The organism is Parabacteroides sp. CH2-D42-20 (genome assembly GCF_003670185.1).
GTDB lineage: Bacteria > Bacteroidota > Bacteroidia > Bacteroidales > Tannerellaceae > Parabacteroides > Parabacteroides distasonis.
This window is the reverse complement of record NZ_RAYG01000020.1, coordinates 74,582-99,490: the sequence shown is the minus strand read 5'-3', so window position 1 is coordinate 99,490 and position 24,909 is coordinate 74,582. Positions and strand designations below refer to the sequence as shown.

General features: G+C 44.9%; 20 protein-coding genes and 1 tRNA gene. 6 read left to right on the top strand and 15 right to left on the bottom strand.

Annotated elements, in window-relative coordinates; genetic code table 11:
- Position 1 precedes the first annotated feature (1 nt).
- Both D7V92_RS12760 and D7V92_RS12755 read right to left on the bottom strand, forming a co-directional pair.
- Positions 2–844: a PAS domain-containing sensor histidine kinase gene (locus tag D7V92_RS12760; protein WP_087346089.1), complete on the bottom strand. Its 843-nt coding sequence runs from the start codon at positions 842–844 to the stop codon at positions 2–4.
- Positions 841–1,365 (bottom strand): response regulator, encoded by a 525-nt coding sequence (locus tag D7V92_RS12755; RefSeq protein WP_008771669.1) that lies wholly within the window; start codon positions 1,363–1,365, stop codon positions 841–843. Before D7V92_RS12755 ends, D7V92_RS12760 begins: the two co-directional genes overlap by 4 nt.
- 176 nt (positions 1,366–1,541) lie before the next feature.
- Between D7V92_RS12755 and D7V92_RS12750 the strand changes: the two genes are divergently transcribed.
- Positions 1,542–3,884 carry an FtsX-like permease family protein gene (locus D7V92_RS12750; protein WP_121773009.1) on the top strand — a complete coding sequence of 781 codons (2,343 nt, stop codon included), beginning with the start codon at positions 1,542–1,544 and terminating at the stop codon, positions 3,882–3,884.
- A gap of 49 nt (positions 3,885–3,933) precedes the next feature.
- Positions 3,934–4,614, top strand: coding sequence for an ABC transporter ATP-binding protein (locus D7V92_RS12745; RefSeq protein WP_005865277.1), 681 nt, complete (start codon positions 3,934–3,936; stop codon positions 4,612–4,614).
- Between the two features lie 97 nt (positions 4,615–4,711).
- Here the strand turns inward: D7V92_RS12745 and tpx are convergent, their stop codons facing one another.
- Positions 4,712–5,212 carry a thiol peroxidase gene (tpx, locus tag D7V92_RS12740; protein WP_005865275.1) on the bottom strand — a complete coding sequence of 167 codons (501 nt, stop codon included), beginning with the start codon at positions 5,210–5,212 and terminating at the stop codon, positions 4,712–4,714.
- A 164-nt stretch (positions 5,213–5,376) separates the two neighbouring features.
- Here tpx and D7V92_RS12735 point away from each other — a divergent pair, with 164 nt between their 5' ends.
- Positions 5,377–6,648, top strand: a complete 1,272-nt coding sequence (locus tag D7V92_RS12735; protein WP_057319752.1) for a DNA recombination protein RmuC — start codon at positions 5,377–5,379, stop codon at positions 6,646–6,648.
- Positions 6,645–8,228, top strand: coding sequence for a YfcC family protein (locus D7V92_RS12730; RefSeq protein ID WP_036613427.1), 1,584 nt, complete (start codon positions 6,645–6,647; stop codon positions 8,226–8,228). Before D7V92_RS12735 ends, D7V92_RS12730 begins: the two co-directional genes overlap by 4 nt.
- On the opposite strand, the gene trxA is transcribed toward D7V92_RS12730, so the two are convergent.
- The 3 genes from trxA to D7V92_RS12715 form a co-directional block, all read right to left on the bottom strand.
- Positions 8,225–8,524 (bottom strand): thioredoxin, encoded by a 300-nt coding sequence (trxA, locus tag D7V92_RS12725; protein WP_008771664.1) that lies wholly within the window; start codon positions 8,522–8,524, stop codon positions 8,225–8,227. The two genes, D7V92_RS12730 and trxA, sit on opposite strands and share 4 nt — an antisense overlap.
- A 243-nt stretch (positions 8,525–8,767) precedes the next feature.
- A tRNA-Arg gene (locus tag D7V92_RS12720) sits at positions 8,768–8,841 on the bottom strand.
- Positions 8,842–8,919: 78 nt separating this feature from the next.
- Positions 8,920–11,280 carry a BamA/TamA family outer membrane protein gene (locus D7V92_RS12715; protein WP_081032016.1) on the bottom strand — a complete coding sequence of 787 codons (2,361 nt, stop codon included), beginning with the start codon at positions 11,278–11,280 and terminating at the stop codon, positions 8,920–8,922.
- A gap of 76 nt (positions 11,281–11,356) precedes the next feature.
- On the opposite strand from D7V92_RS12715, the gene D7V92_RS12710 reads away from it, so the two are divergent.
- Positions 11,357–12,124: an RNA methyltransferase gene (locus D7V92_RS12710; RefSeq protein ID WP_005855539.1), complete on the top strand. Its 768-nt coding sequence runs from the start codon at positions 11,357–11,359 to the stop codon at positions 12,122–12,124.
- Here D7V92_RS12710 and D7V92_RS12705 read toward each other — a convergent pair.
- The 5 genes from D7V92_RS12705 to ileS form a co-directional block, all read right to left on the bottom strand.
- On the bottom strand, positions 12,047–12,376 hold the full coding sequence (locus D7V92_RS12705; RefSeq protein ID WP_229033074.1) for a hypothetical protein: 330 nt from the start codon (positions 12,374–12,376) through the stop codon (positions 12,047–12,049). The two genes, D7V92_RS12710 and D7V92_RS12705, sit on opposite strands and share 78 nt — an antisense overlap.
- Before the next feature lie 24 nt (positions 12,377–12,400).
- Positions 12,401–13,186, bottom strand: a complete 786-nt coding sequence (locus D7V92_RS12700; protein WP_008771662.1) for a DUF4296 domain-containing protein — start codon at positions 13,184–13,186, stop codon at positions 12,401–12,403.
- Positions 13,187–13,804: a lipoprotein signal peptidase gene (locus tag D7V92_RS12695; RefSeq protein WP_005865261.1), complete on the bottom strand. Its 618-nt coding sequence runs from the start codon at positions 13,802–13,804 to the stop codon at positions 13,187–13,189. It lies immediately after the preceding gene.
- Positions 13,805–14,185, bottom strand: coding sequence for a TraR/DksA C4-type zinc finger protein (locus D7V92_RS12690; protein ID WP_005855535.1), 381 nt, complete (start codon positions 14,183–14,185; stop codon positions 13,805–13,807).
- Between the two features lie 167 nt (positions 14,186–14,352).
- A complete protein-coding gene (ileS, locus tag D7V92_RS12685; protein ID WP_121773007.1) occupies positions 14,353–17,775 on the bottom strand; it encodes an isoleucine--tRNA ligase in 3,423 nt (1,140 codons plus the stop codon).
- A 225-nt stretch (positions 17,776–18,000) separates the two neighbouring features.
- Here ileS and D7V92_RS12680 point away from each other — a divergent pair, with 225 nt between their 5' ends.
- Positions 18,001–20,208: an alpha-galactosidase gene (locus D7V92_RS12680; RefSeq protein ID WP_121773006.1), complete on the top strand. Its 2,208-nt coding sequence runs from the start codon at positions 18,001–18,003 to the stop codon at positions 20,206–20,208.
- Between the two features lie 8 nt (positions 20,209–20,216).
- On the opposite strand, the gene D7V92_RS12675 is transcribed toward D7V92_RS12680, so the two are convergent.
- The 4 genes from D7V92_RS12675 to D7V92_RS12660 form a co-directional block, all read right to left on the bottom strand.
- Entirely contained in the window at positions 20,217–21,266 is a 1,050-nt protein-coding gene (locus tag D7V92_RS12675; RefSeq protein ID WP_121773005.1) for a DUF3810 domain-containing protein, read from the bottom strand.
- Positions 21,267–21,853: 587 nt separating this feature from the next.
- On the bottom strand, positions 21,854–23,053 hold the full coding sequence (locus D7V92_RS12670; protein ID WP_121773004.1) for a DegT/DnrJ/EryC1/StrS aminotransferase family protein: 1,200 nt from the start codon (positions 23,051–23,053) through the stop codon (positions 21,854–21,856).
- 48 nt (positions 23,054–23,101) lie between these two features.
- Positions 23,102–24,307 carry an acetyl-CoA carboxylase biotin carboxylase subunit family protein gene (locus tag D7V92_RS12665; RefSeq protein WP_009276279.1) on the bottom strand — a complete coding sequence of 402 codons (1,206 nt, stop codon included), beginning with the start codon at positions 24,305–24,307 and terminating at the stop codon, positions 23,102–23,104.
- A complete protein-coding gene (locus D7V92_RS12660) occupies positions 24,307–24,906 on the bottom strand; it encodes a sugar transferase (RefSeq protein WP_009276278.1) in 600 nt (199 codons plus the stop codon). The genes D7V92_RS12665 and D7V92_RS12660 overlap by 1 nt, the downstream gene beginning before the upstream one ends.
- Positions 24,907–24,909: the final 3 nt, after the last annotated feature.

The window sequence follows — 24,909 nt, the reverse complement described above, 5'->3', positions numbered from 1 at the left end:
TTTATCCTACGCAAGAAATTATAAACGTCACTTGATAACCCGGCACAGAGCGCTGCGCCAAACAAAGATCCCCGCCTTGCCGCACCATCATCTGCCGGGAAAGCGACAAGCCGATACCGGAACCCGTCCTTTTAGTCGTGAAGAAAGGAATAAAAATCTCCCGTTCGATAGCCACCGGAATAGGCGCACCATTGTTGCTGACCCACAACCCCTTCTTCCAACGCACATCCACGGTCGTAGCCCCTGCCTCGCAAGCATTCCGGATCAGGTTAATCAGCACTTGCCGCAACATATTCTGATCCGTACGCATCATAGCAGACAAAGGAATGGAAAGATGCCACTCTAAATCGGGATAAAGAGCCCGGATCCCCTCCATAAAATCATTCAAATAGACCTCTCCGATAACAGGTTCTTGCAGTTCCGCCAGTTTCCGGTAACTGTCCACGAACAGGGCAAGTCCCCGGCTGGTATCGTGAATGGCACGGATCCCCTCCTCGTAAACCGTTCCGGCAATCGCGGGATGCTCCAGATAGGCCTGGCTGATACTGGCGATAGGCGTAGTGGCATTCATGATCTCATGCGTAAGCACACGGGTCAGCCGTTGCCACGATTCCACCTCATTGCGGGCAAGCAACTGCCCGATATCCCTACCCGTCTCGTTAAGGGCCTCTTGCAACGCCCGCTCCCCGAAGAACAGGCCTTTCACAGGAAGACGAAACGTAAATTCTTGGTTACGAATCGCCTCACGCATCAGATGCGCCCGGTCTCTCAACAATACCTGATGGCGGTAGAACCATCCGATAAAGAGAACGACAACGACTCCCAAAGTGCCTATCAACATCATCGCTTTTTTATTTTAGCATACAACGTCTGCCGGGTAATTCCCAACAATTCGGCGGCCCGGCTGATATTGCCGTGGCAACGCTCCACCACCTTGCTCACATGCTCCGCCTCGACCTGTTCCAATGGAACCACTTTACGCCCGGCATCAATCGCATCTTTTAAGACACGGATCAGCTCTTGATTATCCCACGGCTTGGCAACAAAGTCTGCCGCCCCCATCTTCAAACCACGCACCGCCAACTTGATATCAGCGTATGCCGTCACCAGTACCACCGGGATAGCCGGATGCTTCTTGTGGATCGCCCGAAGCCAAAGCAAGCCGTCTTGTCCGGAGTTTCCCCCTTGCGTGAAGTTCATGTCGAGCAAAATCCCGTCCACCACCTCTTGTGCCAATACCGTAAGAAGCGTGTCGGGAGAAGCGAGTGTCAATACCCTGTCAAACTCACCGGCCAAGCAGATCTTGACCGCCGTAAGAATCGCCGGATTGTCATCTACCACCAATATTGTCCCGTAATTCGCCATATCCGATTCGTTTGTTTTTTCTTTATCTCTTTTATCTGGGGTAAAGGTACGGAAAAAGGCTGTATGAATATCATACAAGCGGGTGTATGATTTTCATACAAACTACCGCAACCGGGCATCCAAGCCCTTGCCAGATGCCAACCGCTCTATACCTTTGTATCAAAAACAAGTAAAATATGAAATCGTACTTTACCTTTCTCGGCCGCAACAAACTCTACACAGCCATCCAGTTCTTCGGATTAGCTATCGCACTGGGAGTTGTCATCCTTCTGACCTCGTATGCCGACACCGAATTTAATATCGGTAACAATCAATCGTACTCTCACCAATTATATGCTGTCGGCTATGGAGATGGGATCGGTATGACAACCGGGACTGCCCCGGAATTGTTCCCTTCCATTCCGGAAATAAAAGAGTGGACACGCCTGATCCATATTGAAGCGGCCGACTTCATGGTAGACAACCAATATTATCAAGTAAACGGCATCGCGGCAGATCCTAATTTTTTCCAGATGCTCAACTATACGCTCATCGGATGCGACCGCAACAAAGCACTGATCGGGACAGACGAGGTCATCCTCTCCGAGCCATTCGCCCACAAAGTATTCGGGAATGAAAATCCGATCGGCCGTACCGTGATGTACTTGAACCAGACACCGCTACGGGTCATTGGGGTTCTCCCGGCTTTCAGCTCGACAGAGCTGTTGAAACCGATAGACATCTTGGTTCCTTTCCAATTGGCAGAAAAGAATTATCCTAGAATGGACAATTTCGGCTCAACACAAATATTCATCACGCTGGAAGAAGGGGCAACTCCCGATGTCGTTACCCGTAAACTACTCGATCAGTATAAAGACTATTGGGAATACTGGCAAGAGGACAACAGTACGAACGGGCTCCTTTGGGGTTCTTCGGTGACACGCATGGACGAGATTTATTTTTCTCCCCTGAACCAATATGGCCCTTTCCGCAATGGAACACGAAAACAGGTACAAGTCTTGTTCTCGTTAGCATTCGTGTTGCTCCTCTCGGCTATCTTCAATTACATCAACCTAACTGTATCGCAAACCAGCAAACGAGCCCATGAAATGGCAACCCGCCGGTTGATGGGTGACTCGGCGGGGCAAATCGTATTGCGCTACCTCGCAGAGTCCGCCATCTTCACAACCGGTTGTTTCATCGGCGGTTGCTTAGTTGCCATCATCGCAAAACCCTATTTCGAGTACTTGCTCTCCACCCGGATCACTTTGGTCTCTTCACCGGCGATAGTAGCCTATTCACTGTTGCTATGGGTAGGAATCGCTGGCATATCGGGATTGTTACCAGCCATTATCACCTACAAATACAGTCCGATAGATATCGTAAAAGGAAATTTCCGAATGCACAACAAGCAACTGTTCAGCCGTTTGTTCATCATCGTGCAGAATGTCATCAGCACGGTACTCATCACCTTGGGACTCACCATGGCCTTCCAAATATACCACCTTGCCACCCTGCCGACCGGTTATAATACAGACCTTGTATTTGTCAAGACATGGGAATTAGGACATACCTACGACAAGCAAGTCATCCTCCAGAAACGCTTACAGGCATTACCCCAAGTGACAGAAGTAGCGTTAGCACGAAAACTGCCTTTCATCACCGGTCACGATGGTGTACAACAACCGGAAGAAGAGGGATACTCGTGGCTCCACCTTTCGGATATGGACAGTACCGCATTCCGGCTGTTGGGCTTCGAAGTGGTAGAACGTTGGTCTGACCCACTGCCCGGCATGGTTTGGGTAATGGAAGAGACTTGCCGTCGTTACCAACTTTCATCCAACAGACCCCATTTTGGAAAAAAGGATGACAAGGGCGGCTACCGATATAACGTCTGCGGTGTCATCCGCGACTATCGTTCGCTAAGCGCATTAGCTACTCCCCTATCCGATTCGCATGGAGCCGTTATGATACTAGATCCACAAGGCTACATCATCCGTCAAATCGTCAAGATACAAGGCGATCGGGCAGAAGCCTTAGCCGCCATCCGCCGTACTTGCCGGGAAGTGTCCAAAGAAGTGATCGGGATGCCGAAAGACTTGGAAGCCGATTATATCGACGATTATATGGACAAGGATTTAACCCATGAGAAGAACATGATGATGCTTGTCCTTTGCTTCATGACCATCTCCATTCTCATCTCTGCCTTGGGACTGCTGGCCATGTCGATAAGCTACACCGAACAGCAAAGCAAACGGATCGCCTTGTGCAAGGTGATGGGAGCCGAGACAAGTGGCGCGGTATGGGAACTTTCCAAACGATTCATGGCACTCTCGTTGCTTGCCGCCTGTTTCGCCCTGCCCATCAGCGTGAAAGCGGTTCAAATCAGTTTAGAGTCATTCTATAACCGCATCGCCTTCCCGTGGTATCTCATAACCGCGGCAGTTTTGGCAACCATAGCCATCGCTTTCGTGTCAATCATCGGGCAAACCCTAAAAGTCGCCCGCCGTAACCCCATCAAAAGTATCCGGACCGAATAAAAGCAACATTCTATAATAGGTATACATTCTCACAAAAACAAGACAAGTCATGATTCAAATAAAGAACCTCAGCAAAAACTTCCGGACGGAAGAAGTAGAAACCATCGCGCTCAATGGCATAAGCATGGAAGTGAAAAAGGGCGAGTTCATCGCCATCATGGGACCCAGCGGATGCGGCAAATCAACCCTGCTGCATATTCTCGGCCTGCTAGATAACCCAGACGAGGGCAGCTATCTATTAGAAGGCGAAGAGGTGGGACACCTAAAGGAGAAAGACCGTACACGCTATCGCAAGGGACGCATTGGTTTCGTCTTCCAAAGCTTCAATCTCATTGACGAGCTTACAGTCGAGGAAAACGTAGACCTCCAATTGAAATACCTCGGCATCCCCAAGGCTGAGCGCAAACAACAAGTACTCGACATCCTGCGCAAAGTACGCCTCAGCCAACGTGCCAAACATTATCCGCAGCAACTCTCCGGCGGCCAGCAGCAACGTGTCGCCATCGCTCGCGCCGTCGTAGGTAAACCGATGCTGATATTGGCGGACGAACCGACTGGAAACCTCGACTCTAAAAACAGTCTTGAAATTATGAAATTACTCAGTCAACTGAATGCCGAAGGGACTACGATCGTCATGGTGACACACTCGCAACATGACGCAACCTACGCCGACCGTATCATCAATCTCTTCGATGGGCAAATCGTCGACGAGCTGGAAGGAAAACTTTAGCCTCTTCACACAAAAACGAAGGCCGCGGGATTCACATCCGACGGCCTCCTACACTAACCCTTAACTTTAACCAATGAAAAACAATAATCTACTACATTTATTTCAATGCAGCTAAAGCCGCATCGTAATTCGGCTCGGTAGTAATCTCGGGAACAAGTTCCTCATAAACCACCTTACCAGCTCCATCGACCACTATCACGCCACGGGCTAATAACCCTTTCAGCGGACCGTCTACCAGAAGCATCCCGTACTTATCCTCAAAACATGAACACCGGAACACAGACAATGTAATCACCTTATCAATACCTTCCGTAGTACAGAAACGTCCATGCGCAAAAGGTAAATCTTTAGAAACAGCTAATACTACCGTATCCGGATGCGAAGCGGCTTCTTTATTGAAGCGTCTTACCGAGGCCGCACATACACTTGTATCCAAGCTCGGGAAAACATTTATCACCACTTTCTTTCCTTTCAAGTCGCTTAACGACAATTCGGATAAATCACTTTTTACACCCTTGAAGTCCGGAGCCTCTGTCCCAACTTTCGGCAACTCGCCGTTCGTATGAATCTCGTTACCTTTTAATGTTACTTTTGCCATCTTTGTATGTAAATTTAATAGTCTTACTTAAGTTGGCTGCACAAATATAAGCAGCTTTCTGTCGATAAAACAAACGAAAATAAACAATGTTCTTTTATTTAACTCTATTTAACTGCTGTTACAAAATATAGATTATCTATCTTTGACGTCAAAATCAAAAACAGATGGATTGGATTATTATCGGCGGACTTCTTATAATCATCGTGATGCAAATCCTTTTGCGTCCTAAACAGCTAAATAATAACAAAGAAGACCTGGAAAAGTTGCTAAACGAGATACAACGCTCGTTCGACCGTATCGAGAAAAACTTTAGGGAAGACTTCCGCCTGAACCGGGAAGAAAGCCGTTTGGTAGCGAAAGATAACCGAGAAGAACTGGCTCATTCCATGAACGAGTTCAGGGAAGCTTTCGAACGTGGTATCGATTCTTTTAACAGGTTGCAGAAAGAGAAATTCGCCGCCTTGGACGAACGCCAGCAGAGATTAGTGGATAACACGGAAAAAAGACTGGAAGAAATCCGAGTCACCGTAGATGAGAAACTTCAAAAGACATTGAACGACCGTATCGGGCAATCTTTCCGTTTAGTCACCGAACAATTAGAAAGTGTACAAAAAGGACTGGGCGAGATGCAAACCTTAGCGCAGGATGTAGGCGGGTTAAAACGGGTACTTAGTAATGTCAAGACCCGGGGAAATATCGGGGAGATCCAACTCAGTATGTTATTGGAGCAGTTATTGGCACCAGAGCAATACGAGGCGAATGTACATACCCGGAAAGGTTCGGACGCTGTCGTTGAATTCGCTGTCAAGCTCCCCGGGCGGGATGATGCCCGAGAATTCGTATACCTTCCCATAGACGCTAAATTCCCGAAAGATGTATACGAACAGCTCCTAGACGCTTACGATGCCGCAGATTCCCAAGCGATCGAGACAGCCGGAAAATTATTGGAGACAACGATCAAGAAGATGGCTAAAGATATTTCGGACAAATATCTGGCGCCTCCCGCCACGACCGATTTCGGCATTATGTTCCTGCCGTTCGAGGGCATTTACGCCGAGGTCGTACGCCGTTCCGCTTTATTGGAGGACTTGCAACGAAACTACAAGGTAGTCGTAACAGGTCCCACTACCCTAGCGGCCATACTAAACAGTTTACAAATGGGCTTCCGTACATTGGCGATCCAAAAGCACTCAGGGGAGGTATGGACGATCTTAGGGGCCGTGAAAAAAGAATTCGAGAAAGTAGGCGGTATGCTCGAGAAAGCCCAAAAGAACTTGCAAACCGCCAGCGGGCAAATAGAAGAGGTTTTAGGTACCCGTACCCGTGCCATCCAACGTAAACTCAAAGACGTAGATACGCTTAGTGACCGTGAGGCCCGGGCTATCCTTCCCGAGATCGGAATATTAACAGAAGAAGACGAAAAAACAGAATCATGAAAAAGAGACAAATACCCCACACATACGTAATTATCTTTTACATCATCTTATTTTGCGCCATATTGACATGGGTTATTCCCGGTGGGCAATATACGGAAAGTATCAGCCCGGACGGAGAGCGAACCGTTGTATATGAATCCGTGGAAAGCGTACCTCAGACTTGGGAAGTACTCTCCGCCTTTTATAAAGGATTTGTAGACAAGGCGGATATCATTGTCTTTATCCTTATCATCGGTGGTGCATTCTGGATCGTGAACGACAGTAAGGCATTTGATATCGGAACAGTCAGTTTCCTGCGGAAAGCACGCAAAATGGAGAACAACCCTATCCTTCGTAAAATAGGCATAGATAATTTCTTATTGACCGCCATCATGTTACTTTTCAGTATATTCGGGGCTGTATTCGGGATGAGTGAGGAAACCATCGCTTTTTGTCTGGTCTTGGTCCCGATGGCGATATCTATGGGGTACGATTCCATAACTGGCGTATGTATGGTTTTTATAGCGGCGGGATTAGGTTTCGCCGGAGCGATTTTAAACCCTTTCACGATCGGTATAGCGCAAGGCTTGGCGGGGATTCCTCTTTTCTCCGGTATCGAGTATCGCATCGTTTGCTGGTGTATTATCAATGCGGTAGGCTTCACATGGATATTGCGTTATGCCGCCAAGGTAAAAAAGAACCCTCAATTGTCTCCAGTCTATGAGGATGATCAATATTGGAGAGATTTGCATAGTACCAATTCCTTGGAAATCGTATACAGAACCCCGAAAGCCGCATGGATCAGTTTCGTCCTATTGACTATCGTACTCGTTATCTTTTCGATCTATTATCCCCAGACATCCTTAAAAATAGGAAATAGCGTAATCAAGGGACTACCCTTAATTCCGATTCTTAGCGTAGCGTTCGTGATCTGCTCGATATTTACCCTACGGAAAACCGTGCACTTATATATATTGAACCTTTTATTCTTCACGATCTTTTTCTTGATAACAGGCGTAATGGGCTACGGTTGGTATATTATGGAAATAGCGACCTTGTTCTTCGCCTTGGGCATAGCGGCGGGAATTGCCAATGGACGCAATCCGAATGAGCTTGTGAAACTATTCTTAGAGGGCTGCAAGGATATTATGAGCGCCGCCTTGGTTGTCGGTTTGGCAGGAGGTATCATCGTAATCCTACAAGAAGGCAAAGTGATCGATACGATTCTCTTTAACCTAGCGAAAGGGATGGAAGGCCTGGGACAAGTAGCTACGGTCGGGATGATGTACGTTATCCAAACGCTTATCAATCTAGTGATTCCTTCCGGAAGCGCCAAAGCGGCCCTTACCATGCCTATCATGGCCCCATTCTCGGAGTTGATCGGTTTATCCAAGCAAGCCACCGTCATGGCCTTTCAGTTTGGCGATGGCTTCACGAACCTGATAACTCCCACATCAGGTGTCCTGATAGCGGTTCTAGGAGTAAGCCGTATCCCGTATGATAAATGGTTCAAATGGGCATGGAAGTTCATCCTTGTCCTAGTGATCCTTGGATTCCTTTTATTGATCCCGACGGTATTGATCCCGATGAACGGCTTTTAATCAATATAGCTTTGCACCTTCTGTAAAAGGCTTCCGTAGTCCATCACGCCGGAAGAGCGCCATACGATCTCACCTTTCTTGAAGATGATCAAAGTGGGTACAGATTGAATCCTCAACTGTCTGGCAAGTGCCTCGTTCTTATCTACATCAATTTTAAGGACACGCACTTGTCCCGCCAACTCCTTCCCCAATGCCTCGACCGTCGGACTCAACACCTTACACGGGCCGCACCATGTCGCAAAAAAATCCACCAATACAGGTTTATCCCCTTTAATGATATCGTCAAATGTTTCCATCTTATCTACTTTTTAAATATTTACAATCTGTTTAATCTCAAATACAGGAATCCTGCTTAATAGCCCTTATCCCATCAAAAACAAAATTATGAAATTCTATCTCGAAATCTTCTATATAATAACCGATAGATAACACTCAAAGTTTTCCATAAAAGATCAATAAACAACGATCAAAACAAGCAAAAGAAAAAAACTGGCATCTGATTATAACAAAAAAGGGAGACTCTTTTAGAATCTCCCTCGTGATCGGGCTGGGATTCGAACCCAGGACCCACAGCTTAGAAGGCTGTTGCTCTATCCAGCTGAGCTACCTGACCATCCTTATTTTCGTGGTGCAAAGGTAAGGATTTTTCTTTTCCTTGCAAACTTTTAGTACACTTTTTTACATATTGAATTTAGAATGGATAACCAACGGCAAAATGCAAGGCGAAATTATCCTTGAAATTAGGACGGGTTATCGCCCAACGCCTAGACTTTTTCTCCTGAGGATTATAAGCCTTGAAGCCTGTATCTAAACGTAGTAGAAAGAAATCAAAGTCCAAACGAAGTCCCAAACCATAGGAAACAGCGATCTCCTTATAAAAACGAGAGAAATCAAAGTTTCCAGCCTTATAGCGTTCATCTGATACATTCCGGGTCCATATGTTTCCGGCATCTATGTAAGCCGCCAATTCAAACTTCCAAAAAAGTTTCGTTCGATATTCCAAGTTCAAATCCAAGCGGATATCCCCCGATTGAAGAGCGAAAGAAGTCGTGCTGTCAACTTCCATACTACCCGGACCTAACTCTCGTACAGACCATCCCCGGACACTATTCGCTCCCCCCGAGAAATAAGCACGCTCAAAAGGTAAATAGTTTGAGTTACCATAAGCCATCCCCACTCCCACTCCTATATGGAAAGCTAACTTGTTACGACTGTCAAGCACGATTCCTTTACTAAAATCGAAATCCAATTTCACATATTGCGCATATTCCGTACCAAACAACTCATAATAACCGTCATCATTTTTCTTCGCCCCCGTAAGATGCGAAAATGCACTCAACAAATTCCCTGCGACCTCGACCGACGCACGTAGGGAATGCGTGTTTCTCAAACGATTCTGGGGAGAATAATTACTGAAGGAATAAGTATATCCCGAACTCATGATAAAATGGTTCGTATAGTTATACAACACCATATAATCCGGCAAGCTATTGATAAAGTCCATATTCTTATCCGGCAAATACACATAATTCAAGTCTACAAGCTTAAAGGTATGGCGTGCCTGTGTATTGCCCCGATCTTGCCAAATATAACTCCAACCACCAGATAGAATCGCCCTCGTATACTCCGGACGTTTTTGCAGGTTGTAACTTATTTTCGCTTCAGTTGACGCACGTAGCCGCCTACGAAAATCCGAACTCAAGAACGGGAACAAGAAACGAGGAAACAGCAAGGACCCTTCCGCACCTAACTCCCAGTAATTACCAAAGCCATTCGCCTTATTTCCGGATAACGCCTCGTAAGCCCCTCTCACCCTCGCCGAGAACAGCTCCGATCCTCGGAAGATATTCCTATGCTGATAATTCAAGCTGGAGGCAAACCCATAATCACCCGCCGAGTTAGTACCTTCCAAATCCACTCCCACCGTATTTATCTTCGCGGGAGAAGTGAGAATGTAACAATCCAATTTCATCGTATCCCGCTCCTCTACTTCCGTAAAACGTATATTTACATTCCTCAAAGCCCTTAGAGAAGCGAACGCTGAATAGGTCTGCTCTATATTCTTCTCACTAAATAATTGCCCCGGACGAATATAAGTACTCCTCCGGAGCACGCTCGGACGGATACTCTTCCCGTTCCGGCCATATACGATATTCACCCCTGCGCTGAGCATCGTATCTGTAGCCATGAAACTAGCGTCCTCTCCTACCCCCATCGGATTATAATCGGTTAAGACCGTCACATCCTTAATATAATACTGACGATGCGGCTGATCCTCTACCGACCCATTGGGCAACACCTTCCGATAAGGTTTCATGGACATATCAAGATCCACGACATTTTGGTTAAAAGAACTATCAGCGATATATCCTAAATAATCCCGATTAAAACCATAATACCCGTTCCAGCGAAGTAAGGTCGTAATACGCTCCCGCTCCTTGTCCAATATATCCCGGTCAAATAAAGTTCCTTCCTTAACTAATTGGTTATACTCTTCCTGTGAGGACCGGAACGCAGAAGCTAAGGGAGAGCGGCGAGGCGCTTTCAGATGTGCCAAACTATCAATTTTCGGATCGGGGAACTTCATCGTGTAATTGCGTATCCTATACGGATCGTTCGCCTTTATATGGTAAGTTACAACCGCTTTCTTATGGCGTGCCGTATCGATCGTCGTTGATACATCCGCATGGACATACCCTTTATTAATGTAAAAACGCTCTAGTTCCATGGCGGACTGTTCCACCAACATCGTATCCAGCACCACGGGAGGCTCACCAATCCTACGTAACTGTTTATTGATCCATTTCTTCTCATTCTTACCAGACCAATCATAGACAAACAACTGCCACTTCATCAGACCAAACACCTTGAAGTTTGGTTGCTGCCTAAGATAAGATTTTAAATCCGCAGACTTATAATCCTTGTTATCCGACACGATCTCCACCTTATCCAGCAAATATTCCCCATCCGGCACAAACTTGGTCGTACTACAAGAGGCTAGCAGTAGTACGATACAGATAAAATAGCATATACGTAGAGATCGATTCATCATTCCAAGCTTTTTACGATCGCGAATGTACTGGAATTTAAAGAATTTACCGTACTTTTGTTTTGTAAAAAGAACTAAGATGCTAAGCAAGACCAAAGTCAAATACATCCGTTCTCTGGAATTAAAGAAATTCCGGAATGAAAATAATGTTTTTGTAGCCGAAGGAAATAAATTGGTAGCCGATATGTTACCCGCCTTTGAATGTGAGTTATTAATAGCCAAGCCATCTTGGATGGCTACACAAGGCGATATTCCGGCCAAGGAGTTATTGGTAGCGGAAGAAGATGATATTCGTAAAGCCAGCTTCCTGAAAAATCCCCAAGATGTACTCGCGATCTTTAAACGCCCCAATTGGGATATAACGGAAATAACGCCGGAAAAGGAGCTTGTTCTCGCATTAGACGGAATCCAAGATCCGGGCAACTTAGGTACGATCATCCGGTTAGCGGACTGGTTCGGTATTTCCCATATCGTATGCAGCAAAGATACCGCCGATGTTTTCAGTCCAAAAACCGTACAAGCCACTATGGGTGCGCTCGCCCACGTAAAAATACATTACACCGATCTGGAAACGTTCTTACAGGCCCAATCAGCCCAAGCCATACCTTTATACGGCACCTTCCTTGGCGGAGAAAACTTATATGAGAAAACCTTATCCGGAAACGGTATCTTGATAATGGGTAATGAAGGAAATGGAATACGTCCCGCCATCGAGGCTTTTGTAAACGAAAAATTGTATATCCCGAACTATCCGGAAGGAAGAGACACCTCAGAGTCTCTCAATGTGGCCATCGCTACAGCCGTGGTCTGTGCCGAGTTTCGCAGACGCCAAGGGAATCCCGCTTAAACGATATATATGGACTGAACAACCCGGCGTAATCTTTTCGGTTAACGCCGGCCAAGATCCCATCACCTGCTTAAAACCAATCGCCGGTTCCGAGGAAAGAACCGGCACCAGCACTCCATCATAAAAAGCGGTTCCAGCGATCTCCTCATTCAACGGGTAAACACCATGAAACGCACCATTATCATCCAGTTCGATATAATGCATACGATAAACCTGCTTACACCAAACGTAATGAGCGGCAATTCTTCTCATAAGTACAATAAACAAATAGAGAGATTACTTAATAGAATCCTTAGGTAATTCGGCAAGCTCCTTACCATAGTTATATTTCATCAAACTTAAGCTATCTATATACACCTTATAATAAGTCGTATCCATATTATCCATACGGATATATCCAAACACACGCTTTACTTTCTTAGTTGGTATAGTCTTCAAGATCGTCTCGTGATATCCATCTTTCGTGATCTTACTATTCACAGTCAAGGTCGTATCACCTTGGTCCGCGCTTAAACGTACCTCCGGCTTATAAGCCATTTTGTTATTCAATCCCCAGACACGCATGCCCAGCACGAAACTACTGCCCGAGGAATAATTCGTTTCCGGACGTATATCGAAAGTCACCCCATTAAATACAGAGGTAGGAGACAAGACCAGATAAGAACGGCGAGGCCAAATATCCACGGAATCCCGGTTAGATACGGGCGCAGCGTCCGCCTGCACATCCCCTAAGTTATTGATCCGTTTATTAAGATCGGCCAAGACCCGGTTGTAGACCTCCATATAAATATCCAAGTTACGGCCGTACCACACCAACGAGCTATCATACACCGCTTGTGTAATATCATGCTTACGGAATACAGACTCATACAAGGCAAGCTTCATGGTATCGGATTTATAAGTATTATAATCCACATTTACCATGGCCTCAGCCAGCAACATATCCGTCAAGACACCCTGCATCTTTTTCTCCGACAGAATACCATCCGGAACCTTACTACATGCCGCCAGCAACGTCGTGGCTAATAAAGCCATACCATATATCCGTAATTTTCTCCGCATTTATTTCTCTTCTTTCGAAAGGCTAGCCGACAAAGTATGCCGATAAAATATTAACAAAAGGAAAACTCCCACGCAAATCGCCGAGTCCGCCAAATTAAAGATCGGACGGAAGAAAACGAACTCCTGTCCACCCCAGATCGGAACCCAATCCGGGAATACGGTCTCTATCAATGGAAAATAGAACATATCCACCACCTTACCGTGCAGCCAAGAGGCATAACCACCTCCCTCCGGCATAAAAGTAGCGAGTTGCCCGAAACTATGGTCGAAGATCACGCCATAGAATATCGAGTCGATTATATTTCCCACCGCCCCCGCGAAAACCAAAGATATACAGGCAATAAAACCGAATTTATAATTTTCTTTAACCAGCTTATACAAATAATATCCGATAAACAATACAGCCACGATACGGAATACGGAAAGGAATAATTTCCCAATCACCTCTATACCGAATGCCATACCCGGATTCTCGGTAAAATAGAGATAAAACCACGGAGTTATCTCTATACTCTCATGCAACTGCATGTGGGTCTTAATCCATATTTTCAGCGCTTGGTCAAGAAGAAGGAGCAGTATTATGATTAACACTGCTCCCCAACCTTTAGAATATCTCATTTACTTTGCACCTCCTTGTTTTGCTTCGATACTTAAAGTCGCATGAGGCACGGCACGTAGCCTTTCTTTCGGGATCAATTTACCAGTCTCCCGGCAAATACCGTAGGTCTTATTCTCGATACGGATCAAAGCGGCCTGCAAATTCTGGATGAATTTCATCTGGCGTTGCGCCAAACGGCCCGCCTCTTCCTTCGATAACGTAGAAGCGCCTTCCTCCAGCACCTTGAATGTAGGAGACGTATCAGCCACGTCGTTACCGTCGGAATTCGTAACCCCTGATCGCAAAAGCTCGTAATCCCTCTTCGCGATTTCCAGTTTCTCTAATATAATAGCGCGGAACTCCTCGAGCTCAGCGTCTGAATATCTTGTCTTCTCTGCCATGGTTCTAAAAAAATTTAGGTTCAACAATCGTTCAAATATCAATCAAAAAGAAGAATTAAGAATGAATATAAAATCATATTATTTCTTCTTTGCATGCAAAGATAATATAATTATCGATTTTCCTATATTTCATTCCTAATTCTTCCGCAAGAAATGCTATTCTATTTTTAAGCTTTCTCGATCTTTACGGACAATTTAAAGTCCTCGAAATCGAGTTCCGTAGCGTCGCTGATCGCATTATCCATGATTTCGATAGATTCCGCCAATACTTGGTTAGCGATATAATCCTTATAATCATGGATCGCCTCATCCATCTCCTCGCAAGAAAGAATGGATACATGGATCTTATCCGTTATATCGAAACCGCTGCTCTTACGCAAGTTCTGGATACGATTCACCAACTCACGGGCCAGCCCCTCCTTACGCAAATCCTCGGTTACGGTAATATCCAAAGCGACTGTCAAGCGACCTTCATTAGCGACCAACCAACCCGGGATATCCTCAGAGATGATCTCTACATCCGTACGCTCCAAAACGGCCTCCTGTCCATCTACCATCAAGGTAAACGTTCCGGCTTTCTCGAAAGCGTTGATATCTTCTTGGCTCATCGATTGAATCGTGGCGGCCAACGCCTTCATGATCTTTCCGTAGCGCGGGCCCAACTTCTTAAAGTCCGGTTTGATCTTCTTCACCAAGATACCTGCCGTATTATCCACGAACTTCAGCTCCTTCACGTTCACCTCGTTCAAGATCAGGTTCTTCACGGCCTCGATACTCTCTTGTTGATGAGCGTCTACAACCGGAATCATTACCGTATGCAACGGCTGGCGAACCTTGATATTCACCTTGCGGCGAAGAGCCAATACCATAGAAGAAACATCTTGAGCCATTTGCATACGCTCTTCCAAATTCTTGTCGATCTTAGACTCGTCGTAAACCGGGAAATCGGACAAGTGTACGGACTCAACGTTCTCACGTCCCGTAACAGCGACCAAGTCTAAGAATAACTGATCGGCATAGAACGGAGCGATCGGAGCCATCAACTTAGCCACTGTCTCCAAGCAAGTATATAAAGTCTGGTAAGCGGACAACTTATCCTCCGTCATACCACCACCCCAGAAACGGCGGCGGTTCAAACGCACATACCAGTTACTCAAGTTATCATTTACGAAATCAGAGATAGCACGTCCGCCACGAGTCGGCTCGTAAGCCTCCAAGTAGCCATCCACATCCTTCACCAAGCTGTTCAACAGAGAAAGGATCCAACGGTCAATCTCCGGACGCTTGCTCCATTCCACATCCGGATCGGAGTAGTCGAAGCCATCCACGTTCGCGTACAAAGCAAAGAATGAATACGTATTATATAATGTACCAAAGAACTTACGGCGAACTTCCTCGATACCATCGATATCAAACTTAATATTATCCCATGGTGAAGCGTTCGTGATCATGTACCAACGCAACGGGTCCGAACCATACTTCTCGATCGTAGAGAATGGATCAACAGCGTTGCCCAAGCGTTTAGACATCTTGTTTCCGTTCTTATCCAATACCAGACCGTTAGACACGACAGCCTTGTAAGCCACGCTATCAAAGATCATGGTGCCCAGAGCATGCAGGGTAAAGAACCAACCGCGTGTCTGGTCAACACCCTCAGCGATAAAGTCAGCCGGATAGATCTGACGATTATCGAACTCCTTCAAGTTCTCGAACGGATAGTGGATCTGGGCATAAGGCATAGCGCCGGAATCGAACCATACGTCGATCAAGTCTGTCTCACGCTTCATCGGCTTGCCGGAAGCGGAAACCAAGATAATATCATCCACATACGGACGGTGCAAATCGATCTTCTCGTAGTTTTCCTTCGTATAATCTCCCGGAGCGAAGTCCTTATAAGGGTTAGACTCCATAAAGCCGGCCTTCACCGATTTCTCGATCTCGCCGAACAGCTCTACCACGGAACCGATACACTTCTCCTCGCTACCATCTTCCGTACGCCAGATCGGTAACGGAGTACCCCAATAACGGCTGCGGCTCAAGTTCCAGTCTTGCAAGTTCTCCAGCCATTTGCCGAAACGTCCCGTACCCGTGCTCTGCGGTTTCCAGTTGATCGTATTGTTCAACTCGATCATGCGCTCACGGCAAGCGGTCGTGCGGATAAACCAGCTATCCAACGGATAATACAATACCGGCTTATCAGTACGCCAACAATGCGGGTAATTGTGGACATGCTTCTCGATCTTGAACACCCGGTTCTGGGCCTTCAGCATCATGCAGATCTCTATATCTAACGTCTCATCTTTATCCGTCTTCGTATCATCGTAAGCGTTCTTCACGAATTTTCCTTGCCATGGATCATAATCAGAAGCGTTCATACAATTTTGTACAAACTCCGGAGCCAAGTCTTCCAGCTTATAGAACTTACCGGTCATATCCACCATAGGGCGCATATTTCCATCCTTATCCTGCATCATCAAAGGAGGAACCCCGAATGTTTTCGCCACACGGTTATCGTCCGCACCAAACGTCGGTGCGATATGTACGATACCCGTACCATCCTCTGTCGTAACGAAATCACCCGTGATCACACGGAATGCACCTTCACCCGGATTTACCCATGGGATCAATTGCTCATATTTCATACCGGCCAACTCGGAACCCTTCCACTCACCTACTACGCTGAAAGGAACCAGCTTGTCACCCGGTTTGTAATCAGACAAAGAAAGCTCAGCGGCTTTCGGATTGAAATAAGCAGACAATAAATCTTTCGCTATAACAGCAGTCATCGGGATACCCGTGTAAGGATTATAAGTCTGTACAGCCAGATAAGTAATATTCGGGCCTACGCAAAGCGCCGTATTGGAAGGCAACGTCCAAGGAGTCGTTGTCCATGCCAAGAAATAAGGATCGCCGAATTGTGCCATCTCCGGTTTCGGGTCCAATATATGGAACTGTGCCGTACAAGTCGTATCCTTCACGTCACGATAACAGCCTGGTTGGTTCAACTCGTGCGTGCTCAAGCCCGTACCCGCGGCGGGAGAATACGGTTGGATCGTATAGCCTTTATATAAAAGACCTTTCTTATAAAGCTCTTTCAATAGATACCACAAGGTCTCGATATAGCGGTTATCATACGTGATATACGGATTCTCCATATCCACCCAATAACCCATCTTCTGCGTCAGATCCTCCCACTCTTTCGTGAACTTCATCACGTCCTTACGGCAAGCGGCGTTATACTCAGCGACAGAAATCTTCTTACCGATATCTTCCTTCGTGATGCCCAAAGCCTTCTCCACGCCCAACTCGACAGGCAGACCGTGTGTATCCCAACCCGCCTTACGATTCACCAAGAATCCCTTCATGGTTTTATAGCGGCAGAAAATATCCTTAATCGAACGGGCGATAACATGGTGAATACCCGGCATACCGTTTGCGGATGGAGGACCCTCGTAGAATACGAATGTAGGATGTCCCTCTCTTGTTTCAAGACTCTTATGGAAGATGTCTCCATCCTTCCATTTCTTCAGCACCTCTTTATTTACGTTCGACAAGTCAAACTTAGAATATTCGGTAAATTTCTTACTCATATCGCGATGTATTTATCTTGCTTCTAAAAAATTGCCGCAAAGTTAGTGATTTCTTTCGAATTAGACAATATGGAATTTTCATTAATGAAAGCACAGGTTTCTTCTGCGTGAAACAAATTTTAGTTAAAGCAGAAAAGTAACAGTATCTGATAAAATCCTATTAGGAAACCTACCGGCTCTCTCCTACTTTTGCCCCTGAATTTAAATCTAACACCTACTAATAAAATGAACATTAAGAGTAAATTCGGTTATTTATGTTGCGCCTTCCTATTGACCACTAGTTTATGGGCACAAGACGTATTGATTTCCACGAGGAATACCTCATTATTGCTAGACGCACCTGTCGGCGGAGAGGTAAGATTCATCTACTATGGAGACAAGTTATCCACTTCCGACGCGGCTACCTTGCTCAAGACCGAGCAGAAAACATTTTCCGCTTATCCGGTCTACGGCTTGAATTGCCCCTCCGAAAGCGCATTGTCCGTTACCCATGGCGACGGGAATATGACCCTTCAACTGGAAGTCATAAAAGTAGATACACGAAAAGAGCAAACAGCAGATATCACAACGATCCGATTAAAAGATAAAGTGTATCCTTTTTATATGAATCTCTGTTACAGAACCTATCCGGACGCCGATATCATCGAGACTTGGACAGAGATCACGCATGAGGAGAAAAAAGCGATCACCCTCAATCGTTTCGCTTCCGCTTATCTGCCGATCCGGAAAGGAGACTTATGGGTTTCCCACTTATACGGCTCATGGGCAAACGAGGCTCAATTGGCACAAGAACCGTTACGACCGGGCATCAAGATGATAAAAAACAAGGATGGTATCCGCAACTCCCATACCGCCCACGCCGAAGTGATGATCTCCCTAGACGGAAAACCAAAGGAAAACACCGGTTCCGTTATTGGCGTCGCCCTATGCTATAGCGGTAACTACAAATTATTCTTCGATACGGATGATAGCGACCATCACCATTTCTTCGCGGGAATAAACGAGGAGAACTCGGCTTACACCCTCAAAGCCAAAGAAAGTTTCCGGACGCCGGAATTGGCGCTGACTTATAGCAAGGACGGCTTAAGCGGAAGCAGCCGGAATTTCCACGCATGGGCACGCAAACATAAGATAGCGAATGGAGCGACCGCCCGGAAAATCTTACTAAACAGTTGGGAAGGTGTATATTTCGATATCAATCAAGAAGGTATGGACCAAATGATGAGTGATATCCAGTCTATGGGCGGCGAGTTGTTCGTCATGGACGACGGCTGGTTTGGCGATAAATATCCTCGTAATAAAGATAACTCGTCCTTAGGGGATTGGATGGTTGATGCCCGAAAACTACCAAGAGGCATCGAGGGCCTGATCGCCGACGCCAACAAGCATGGTATTAAATTCGGTATCTGGATCGAGCCGGAAATGGCCAACACGACAAGCGAATTGTACGAGAAGCATCCGGAATGGGTATTGAAAGCTCCAAACAGGGAAATCGTCTTGGGGCGTGGCGGTACACAGGTCGTTCTTGATCTCTCCAATCCCGAGGTGCAAGACTTCATATTCGGTATCGTCGACAACTTGATGACAACATACCCGGAGATCGATTATATCAAATGGGACGCCAATATGAGCATCCTGAACCATGGCTCCCAATATCTGCCTTCGGATCAGCAAAGCCATATGTATATCGAATATCACGAAGGATTCAAGAAAGTCTGTGAGCGTATCCGAGCCAAATACCCGGATTTAACCCTACAGGCTTGCGCCAGCGGTGGAGGCCGGGCAAATTACGGGGTCATGCCTTACTTCGATGAGTTTTGGGTAAGCGACAATACCGATGCCCTACAGCGTATCTATATGCAATGGGGTACTTCTTATTTTTTCCCGGCTATCGCCATGGCCTCACACATCAGCGCCGCCCCCAACCATCAAACATTCCGGGTTATTCCCTTGAAATATCGGATCGACGTAGCGATGAGCGGCCGTTTGGGCATGGAGATCCAACCCAAGAATATGACGGAAGAAGAGAAAACGCTTTGCCGCAAGGCGATCGTCGATTATAAGACGATCCGCCCCATCGTGCAATTCGGCGATATCTACCGTCTGGTTTCTCCTTATGATGGTTTGGGAGTAGCCTCCTTGATGTACACTTCACCGGAGAAAGACAAAGCCGTATTTTACTGGTGGAAGACCGAGCATTTTGTCAACCAGCATTTACCCCGTGTAAAGATGAACGGATTATCCCCAGACAAGAAATACAGAGTCCGCGAGCTGAACCGGATCGACAACGAGCCTCTGGCCTTCGAGGGTAAAGCTTTCACCGGGAAATATCTCATGGCGAACGGACTGGAAATCCCTTATAATCACATTGTCGATTATCACAAACAGAATGATTACTCGAGCCGGGTGCTTTATTTGGAGGAAGTTAAATGATGAATAAATCATTTAACTTCCAAAGCGATCAATAAGGCGATCACCTCCGAATAATTAGCAGTTCCAGTAGGTATCTTATTGCCTTTCAGGAAAAGATTATAGGCCACGTCTTGCGCCTCGCCGATCAACGGGCTGTATAGGGATTGCCAATAGGCGACTTTCTCATTATACAAGTCCTTGATCTCGGGGCGTAATCTTTTCTTCCATGCCTCAAAAGCGTCCTTATCCAAAGCCACATATGCGTTGCTCAGCACATAAGGCAGCAAAGAGAAGTAGCCTGAGAACCGGATTTCCGGCACGGAAGAACCCGTGCATATTAAATAACTGTATAGATTAGCCTCGGCCTCGTTGGATATACTAAGCACATGAGCCATCTCATGGGCGTAAGTGGCGGGATATTGCACGGGCAAGAGCTGGCCGTTCAAATTGAACTCCGTGAAAAACGGTCCCATATATCCCATCACCCCTACTCCACTCATCAACCGGGAGAACAGCATCGTTTTAGGATGAAGATAGGTTCCGGGAGTGGTAAGCCCGAAACGAGTAGGCAATTCCCGATACCCTTCCTGCACCGCCTCTTTCACGACCTCCCGATCGATCGTCTCTATCGGAACCCATGAGGCGTTCAGGGAATCCGTGTAGGCATCCAAGAAGGATTGGAAATGTTCCGAGGAAAAAGGCACATAAGTGGTTCGCGTACGAGTGAAAAAATCTTCCCGGAAATAATTCAATCCCCAAGCGATATAGAACCAGACATACACCCATGCCAGATATTCCACGACATGCCTTATTGTCCTCCCGATCCTCCGCCTCCTTATAATCGCATACGACAGATACCCTAATAACCCGGCAATGCTACCATAAATAAAACAATCCCCTACGGAAAAAGGGAACAAGCAGGAGAAACGAGATAGCATACCCGATACCCATGGATAAATCGAACGGGAATACCATTCGCCTAATCTGGGATTTCCCATCACGATCCATATAGCGACAAGAAAAATCGCCAATATAATCCAACGAACACATATCTTTTTTAGATATTCAAGCTTTACCATAGGAAGGCAAAGATATCATATACTTTTTAGCCCACATTGTTTTAGGATAAAATAAATTATCCGATATTCCCTAAGTTTACGTAAGGAATTGATTTTATAAAAACATCTACAACATCTACCACTCCCTATCAAAACTCTATAAATAAACAGATTGCATATTGGTTGTAGATAAAAAGCATCTACAATTATCAGTATGCATCTACCATATTTTAAGGAGAATCTCAAAAAAAAGAATCATAATTATGGTTCGCTGGTGTCGTGCATCTAGCGCATGTCGATTCCGCAGGTAATAGATGTAGGAAGCGAAGCGAATAAGAGTTTCTCTTAGAGAAAACAAAAGTTTAATGAATTTTGTTGACTACTTTCAGTCTAATATGACCCGGTTTGTACTTAGTAATAAAAAAGGTTGTCCCTTTTGTTTTTTATTGATGAAACAAGTTTACTCTACAATTGTTTCTCAGCCAAAATACTTAAGTACCTTATTACGTCCAAATAAATTATGAAAAACTACCGCAGCTTGTTGTCGTCGATTCCCAGATCTTTCCGACGGACTGCTCTCATTTATCATCCCGGGCTATTATATGTGTTTATTGGGAGATTATATCGATAAAATTAGAGATCACATACTCAATATCCTCATCAGAAAGTAAGGTATGTAAAGGAAGAGTAATCTCGTTATGGTATTGATTGTAAGCATTTGGATAATCCGCGATATCAAAGCCTAAGTTCTTATAGGCCGTCATCATAGGTAAAGGTTTATAATGTACATTGCACGCTATCCCACGTTCAGCCATTTTGATAACAATATCATTTCGTTGTTCCAAGGATTTATCCAACAATCTTACCAAATATAAATGTCCGCTGGAGATATGATCACCATCTAAATGATTAAGAGTTTGCACATGATAAGATCTCAGAGACTCGTTATAACGACGGATAATCTCTTGGCGTCTAGCAAGCATCCCGTCATAACGTTCAAATTGAGCCAAACCGATAGCAGCCATGATATCAGTCATATTACATTTATAATAAGGTGCCACGATATCATACTCCCAAGTCCCTAGCTGTGTTTTTGCAAGAGCGTCTTTATTCTGCCCATGCAACGAAAGAAGCTGGAATTGCTTATATAAAGCCTCATTATCCAAACCCGGGATAGTACGCCACGTCAACGCTCCTCCCTCAGCAGTCGTTAAATTCTTTACCGCATGAAAAGAGAAAGATGTAAAGTCAGCCACCTCGCCACACATCCTCCCATGCCATTGAGCACCAAAAGCATGTGCCGCATCTGCCAAAACAATTACTCGGCCAAACAATTTCTGAATCTCATTCGCAGGATTGAATAAATGTCGTTTACTTTCCAGCGACGCATATATCCGATCATAGTCGCATATAACCCCTCCTAGATCCACAGGGATCACCACTTTTGTATTAGGGGTTATAGCTTCCACCAATTTATCATAATCCATCTCGAAAGAATCAGGAGCCGTATCCACCATAACCACCTTAGCACCTACATGACAAGTCACACTAGCGGTAGCGGTATACGTATAAGCACTGGTAATCACCTCATCACCGGGACCAACACCTAATACTCTCAATATAGACTCCATACAAGCTGTAGCGGAATTTAAACATACAGCTTTATCAGTATGGCAGTATTCAGCGATCTTACGCTCAAACTCTTTTGTTTTCGGACCAATTGTAATCCAACCGGAATAAAGGGCACCCGATACTAAATCAACCTCACTCACTGTTATATCAGGAGGTGAAAAAGGTATTTTTTTCATCTTTATTAAAATTATTTCTCGATCAAATATCCCGTTTCTTTATAATTCTCATTTTAGTCTCATCTCTATTTTAGATGTGACTAAATCAACTTTTCTCTCACACTCTTCAAGATTTTGCCCCTCTACTACTATTTGGGCCAAGCAATGACTTGAATTGGCAAATCTCTTCACCTCTGAACCTGGACGTACAAAGAATGTCAAATCATAAATATAGGAGTCTCTTTCACCTACATATCGTATGTCTTCCAAGACTCCTTCCTGCTCTGGCGAAATTATCATTTTCGACAAACCAGCTTGACCAACTTGACGTTGATTCCATATTTCTACCGGATCAATACCTAAAGCTGCCGCAATCACCATCTTGTAATAATTTAGTCCATAATTAATACTTACAAGTTCAGGTAAGCAATTAGCACCGATTCGTCCTGTTAACTCTAATACATATATTACACCATCTTCTTCGATAAAATCAATATTAACAGCGCAATCATCAAGCCCTATAGCCTTTATGGCTTTTCGAGCCTCTTCTGTCATTTTTTCTCGAAGAACATCTGAACATTCATAAGGAACATAATGTCCTACAGGAACAGCCGTATCTGCTTGGTAAAGTATATCACCATGGGGCATGACGAAAAGAATTTCACCATTAGAGATAAAAGCCTGTGCCCCAAATTCACGCCCTTGTAAGAATTTCTCTATAAGCACATAATCAACCTTAGTGACATTCTTTGCTTTATAAAATCCCTCAAAAGCTTCTTCCTCATTATTAGCTTTATAAATACCTCGGCTACCAGCTAGATCTGTAGCTTTGATAATCACAGGATACCCTCCTATTTTATCTATAGCATCTAATAAATCTTCATCCGAAGATATTTGCTTAAATGCAGCCGTATTTACACCATATTTACTAAATCGAAGTTTCATTTTTGACTTATCATTACAAAGCTCTGCGACTTCCTCTGAATATCCCGGCAATGAGCGTTTATCACATAATCGTCCAAGAGCTTTCAACCCACGATCTAGACAGCAAGTTGCCACACCATCAAATCGTAAATCGGCAGTCTTACTCTCTACCTCATCCGGATCAAGAATATCCATATAACATACCTCATCAGCCAATGGTATACAAGGAGGGTTATTGTTAGGCATTGTCCCTGCAATGCTTATCACTCCCATCTCACGAGCTGCTTTATACAAACCTATTTGACCACGCCCGGCCCCTAATATGAGTAAACGTTTCCTTTGAGCATTCATTATTGATTCTTTTTATTATAGATATTTCTGCGAAATATAACTGTATTAATTGTTGCTAAAATAATTTTTAGATCACCCCAAAAAGAGACATTCCGAGCATAGAAAGCATCCTTCTCTAATTTCTTTTCATTTGAAATAGAATTTCGAAAATAAGCTTGTGAATATCCAGTAATTCCAGGACGTACATCCAAACGTATCTTACGTTTTTCATCATATTCCTCAAAAGAGCGATCTATTGTTACAGGTCTCGGCCCGATAAAACTCATATCCCCAATCAACACATTGAAAAATTGAGGTAATTCATCAATAGAAGTTCTACGTATAAACTTACCCACTTTAGTAACTCTTGGATCATCCGGAGAATTATAAGTTGAATTATCCGAATTACGAATATCTGGAGCATTCATTTTCATCGAACGAAATTTAAACATCTTAAATATCTTTCCATAACGACCACGTCGAGAAGCAAGATAGAATACATCCCCTTTATCCTCCCAATAAATTGCCAAACCTACAAATAAGCCGATAATAACAACAAAAGGAATAGCTAAAAGTGAACCACAAATATCAAATAAACGCTTAAAAAAACTTTTATACATAAT

Excerpts from the sequence above, each read along its gene's own strand:
- D7V92_RS12760 (WP_087346089.1), bottom strand. The coding sequence starts at position 844 with ATGATGTTGATAGGCACTTTGGGAGTCGTTGTCGTTCTCTTTATCGGA.
- D7V92_RS12755 (WP_008771669.1), bottom strand. The coding sequence starts at position 1,365 with ATGGCGAATTACGGGACAATATTGGTGGTAGATGACAATCCGGCGATT.
- D7V92_RS12750 (WP_121773009.1), top strand. The coding sequence starts at position 1,542 with ATGAAATCGTACTTTACCTTTCTCGGCCGCAACAAACTCTACACAGCC.
- D7V92_RS12745 (WP_005865277.1), top strand. The coding sequence starts at position 3,934 with ATGATTCAAATAAAGAACCTCAGCAAAAACTTCCGGACGGAAGAAGTA.
- tpx (WP_005865275.1), bottom strand. The coding sequence starts at position 5,212 with ATGGCAAAAGTAACATTAAAAGGTAACGAGATTCATACGAACGGCGAG.
- D7V92_RS12735 (WP_057319752.1), top strand. The coding sequence starts at position 5,377 with ATGGATTGGATTATTATCGGCGGACTTCTTATAATCATCGTGATGCAA.
- D7V92_RS12730 (WP_036613427.1), top strand. The coding sequence starts at position 6,645 with ATGAAAAAGAGACAAATACCCCACACATACGTAATTATCTTTTACATC.
- trxA (WP_008771664.1), bottom strand. The coding sequence starts at position 8,524 with ATGGAAACATTTGACGATATCATTAAAGGGGATAAACCTGTATTGGTG.
- D7V92_RS12715 (WP_081032016.1), bottom strand. The coding sequence starts at position 11,280 with ATGATGAATCGATCTCTACGTATATGCTATTTTATCTGTATCGTACTA.
- D7V92_RS12710 (WP_005855539.1), top strand. The coding sequence starts at position 11,357 with ATGCTAAGCAAGACCAAAGTCAAATACATCCGTTCTCTGGAATTAAAG.
- D7V92_RS12705 (WP_229033074.1), bottom strand. The coding sequence starts at position 12,376 with ATGAGAAGAATTGCCGCTCATTACGTTTGGTGTAAGCAGGTTTATCGT.
- D7V92_RS12700 (WP_008771662.1), bottom strand. The coding sequence starts at position 13,186 with ATGCGGAGAAAATTACGGATATATGGTATGGCTTTATTAGCCACGACG.
- D7V92_RS12695 (WP_005865261.1), bottom strand. The coding sequence starts at position 13,804 with ATGAGATATTCTAAAGGTTGGGGAGCAGTGTTAATCATAATACTGCTC.
- D7V92_RS12690 (WP_005855535.1), bottom strand. The coding sequence starts at position 14,185 with ATGGCAGAGAAGACAAGATATTCAGACGCTGAGCTCGAGGAGTTCCGC.
- ileS (WP_121773007.1), bottom strand. The coding sequence starts at position 17,775 with ATGAGTAAGAAATTTACCGAATATTCTAAGTTTGACTTGTCGAACGTA.
- D7V92_RS12680 (WP_121773006.1), top strand. The coding sequence starts at position 18,001 with ATGAACATTAAGAGTAAATTCGGTTATTTATGTTGCGCCTTCCTATTG.
- D7V92_RS12675 (WP_121773005.1), bottom strand. The coding sequence starts at position 21,266 with ATGGTAAAGCTTGAATATCTAAAAAAGATATGTGTTCGTTGGATTATA.
- D7V92_RS12670 (WP_121773004.1), bottom strand. The coding sequence starts at position 23,053 with ATGAAAAAAATACCTTTTTCACCTCCTGATATAACAGTGAGTGAGGTT.
- D7V92_RS12665 (WP_009276279.1), bottom strand. The coding sequence starts at position 24,307 with ATGAATGCTCAAAGGAAACGTTTACTCATATTAGGGGCCGGGCGTGGT.
- D7V92_RS12660 (WP_009276278.1), bottom strand. The coding sequence starts at position 24,906 with ATGTATAAAAGTTTTTTTAAGCGTTTATTTGATATTTGTGGTTCACTT.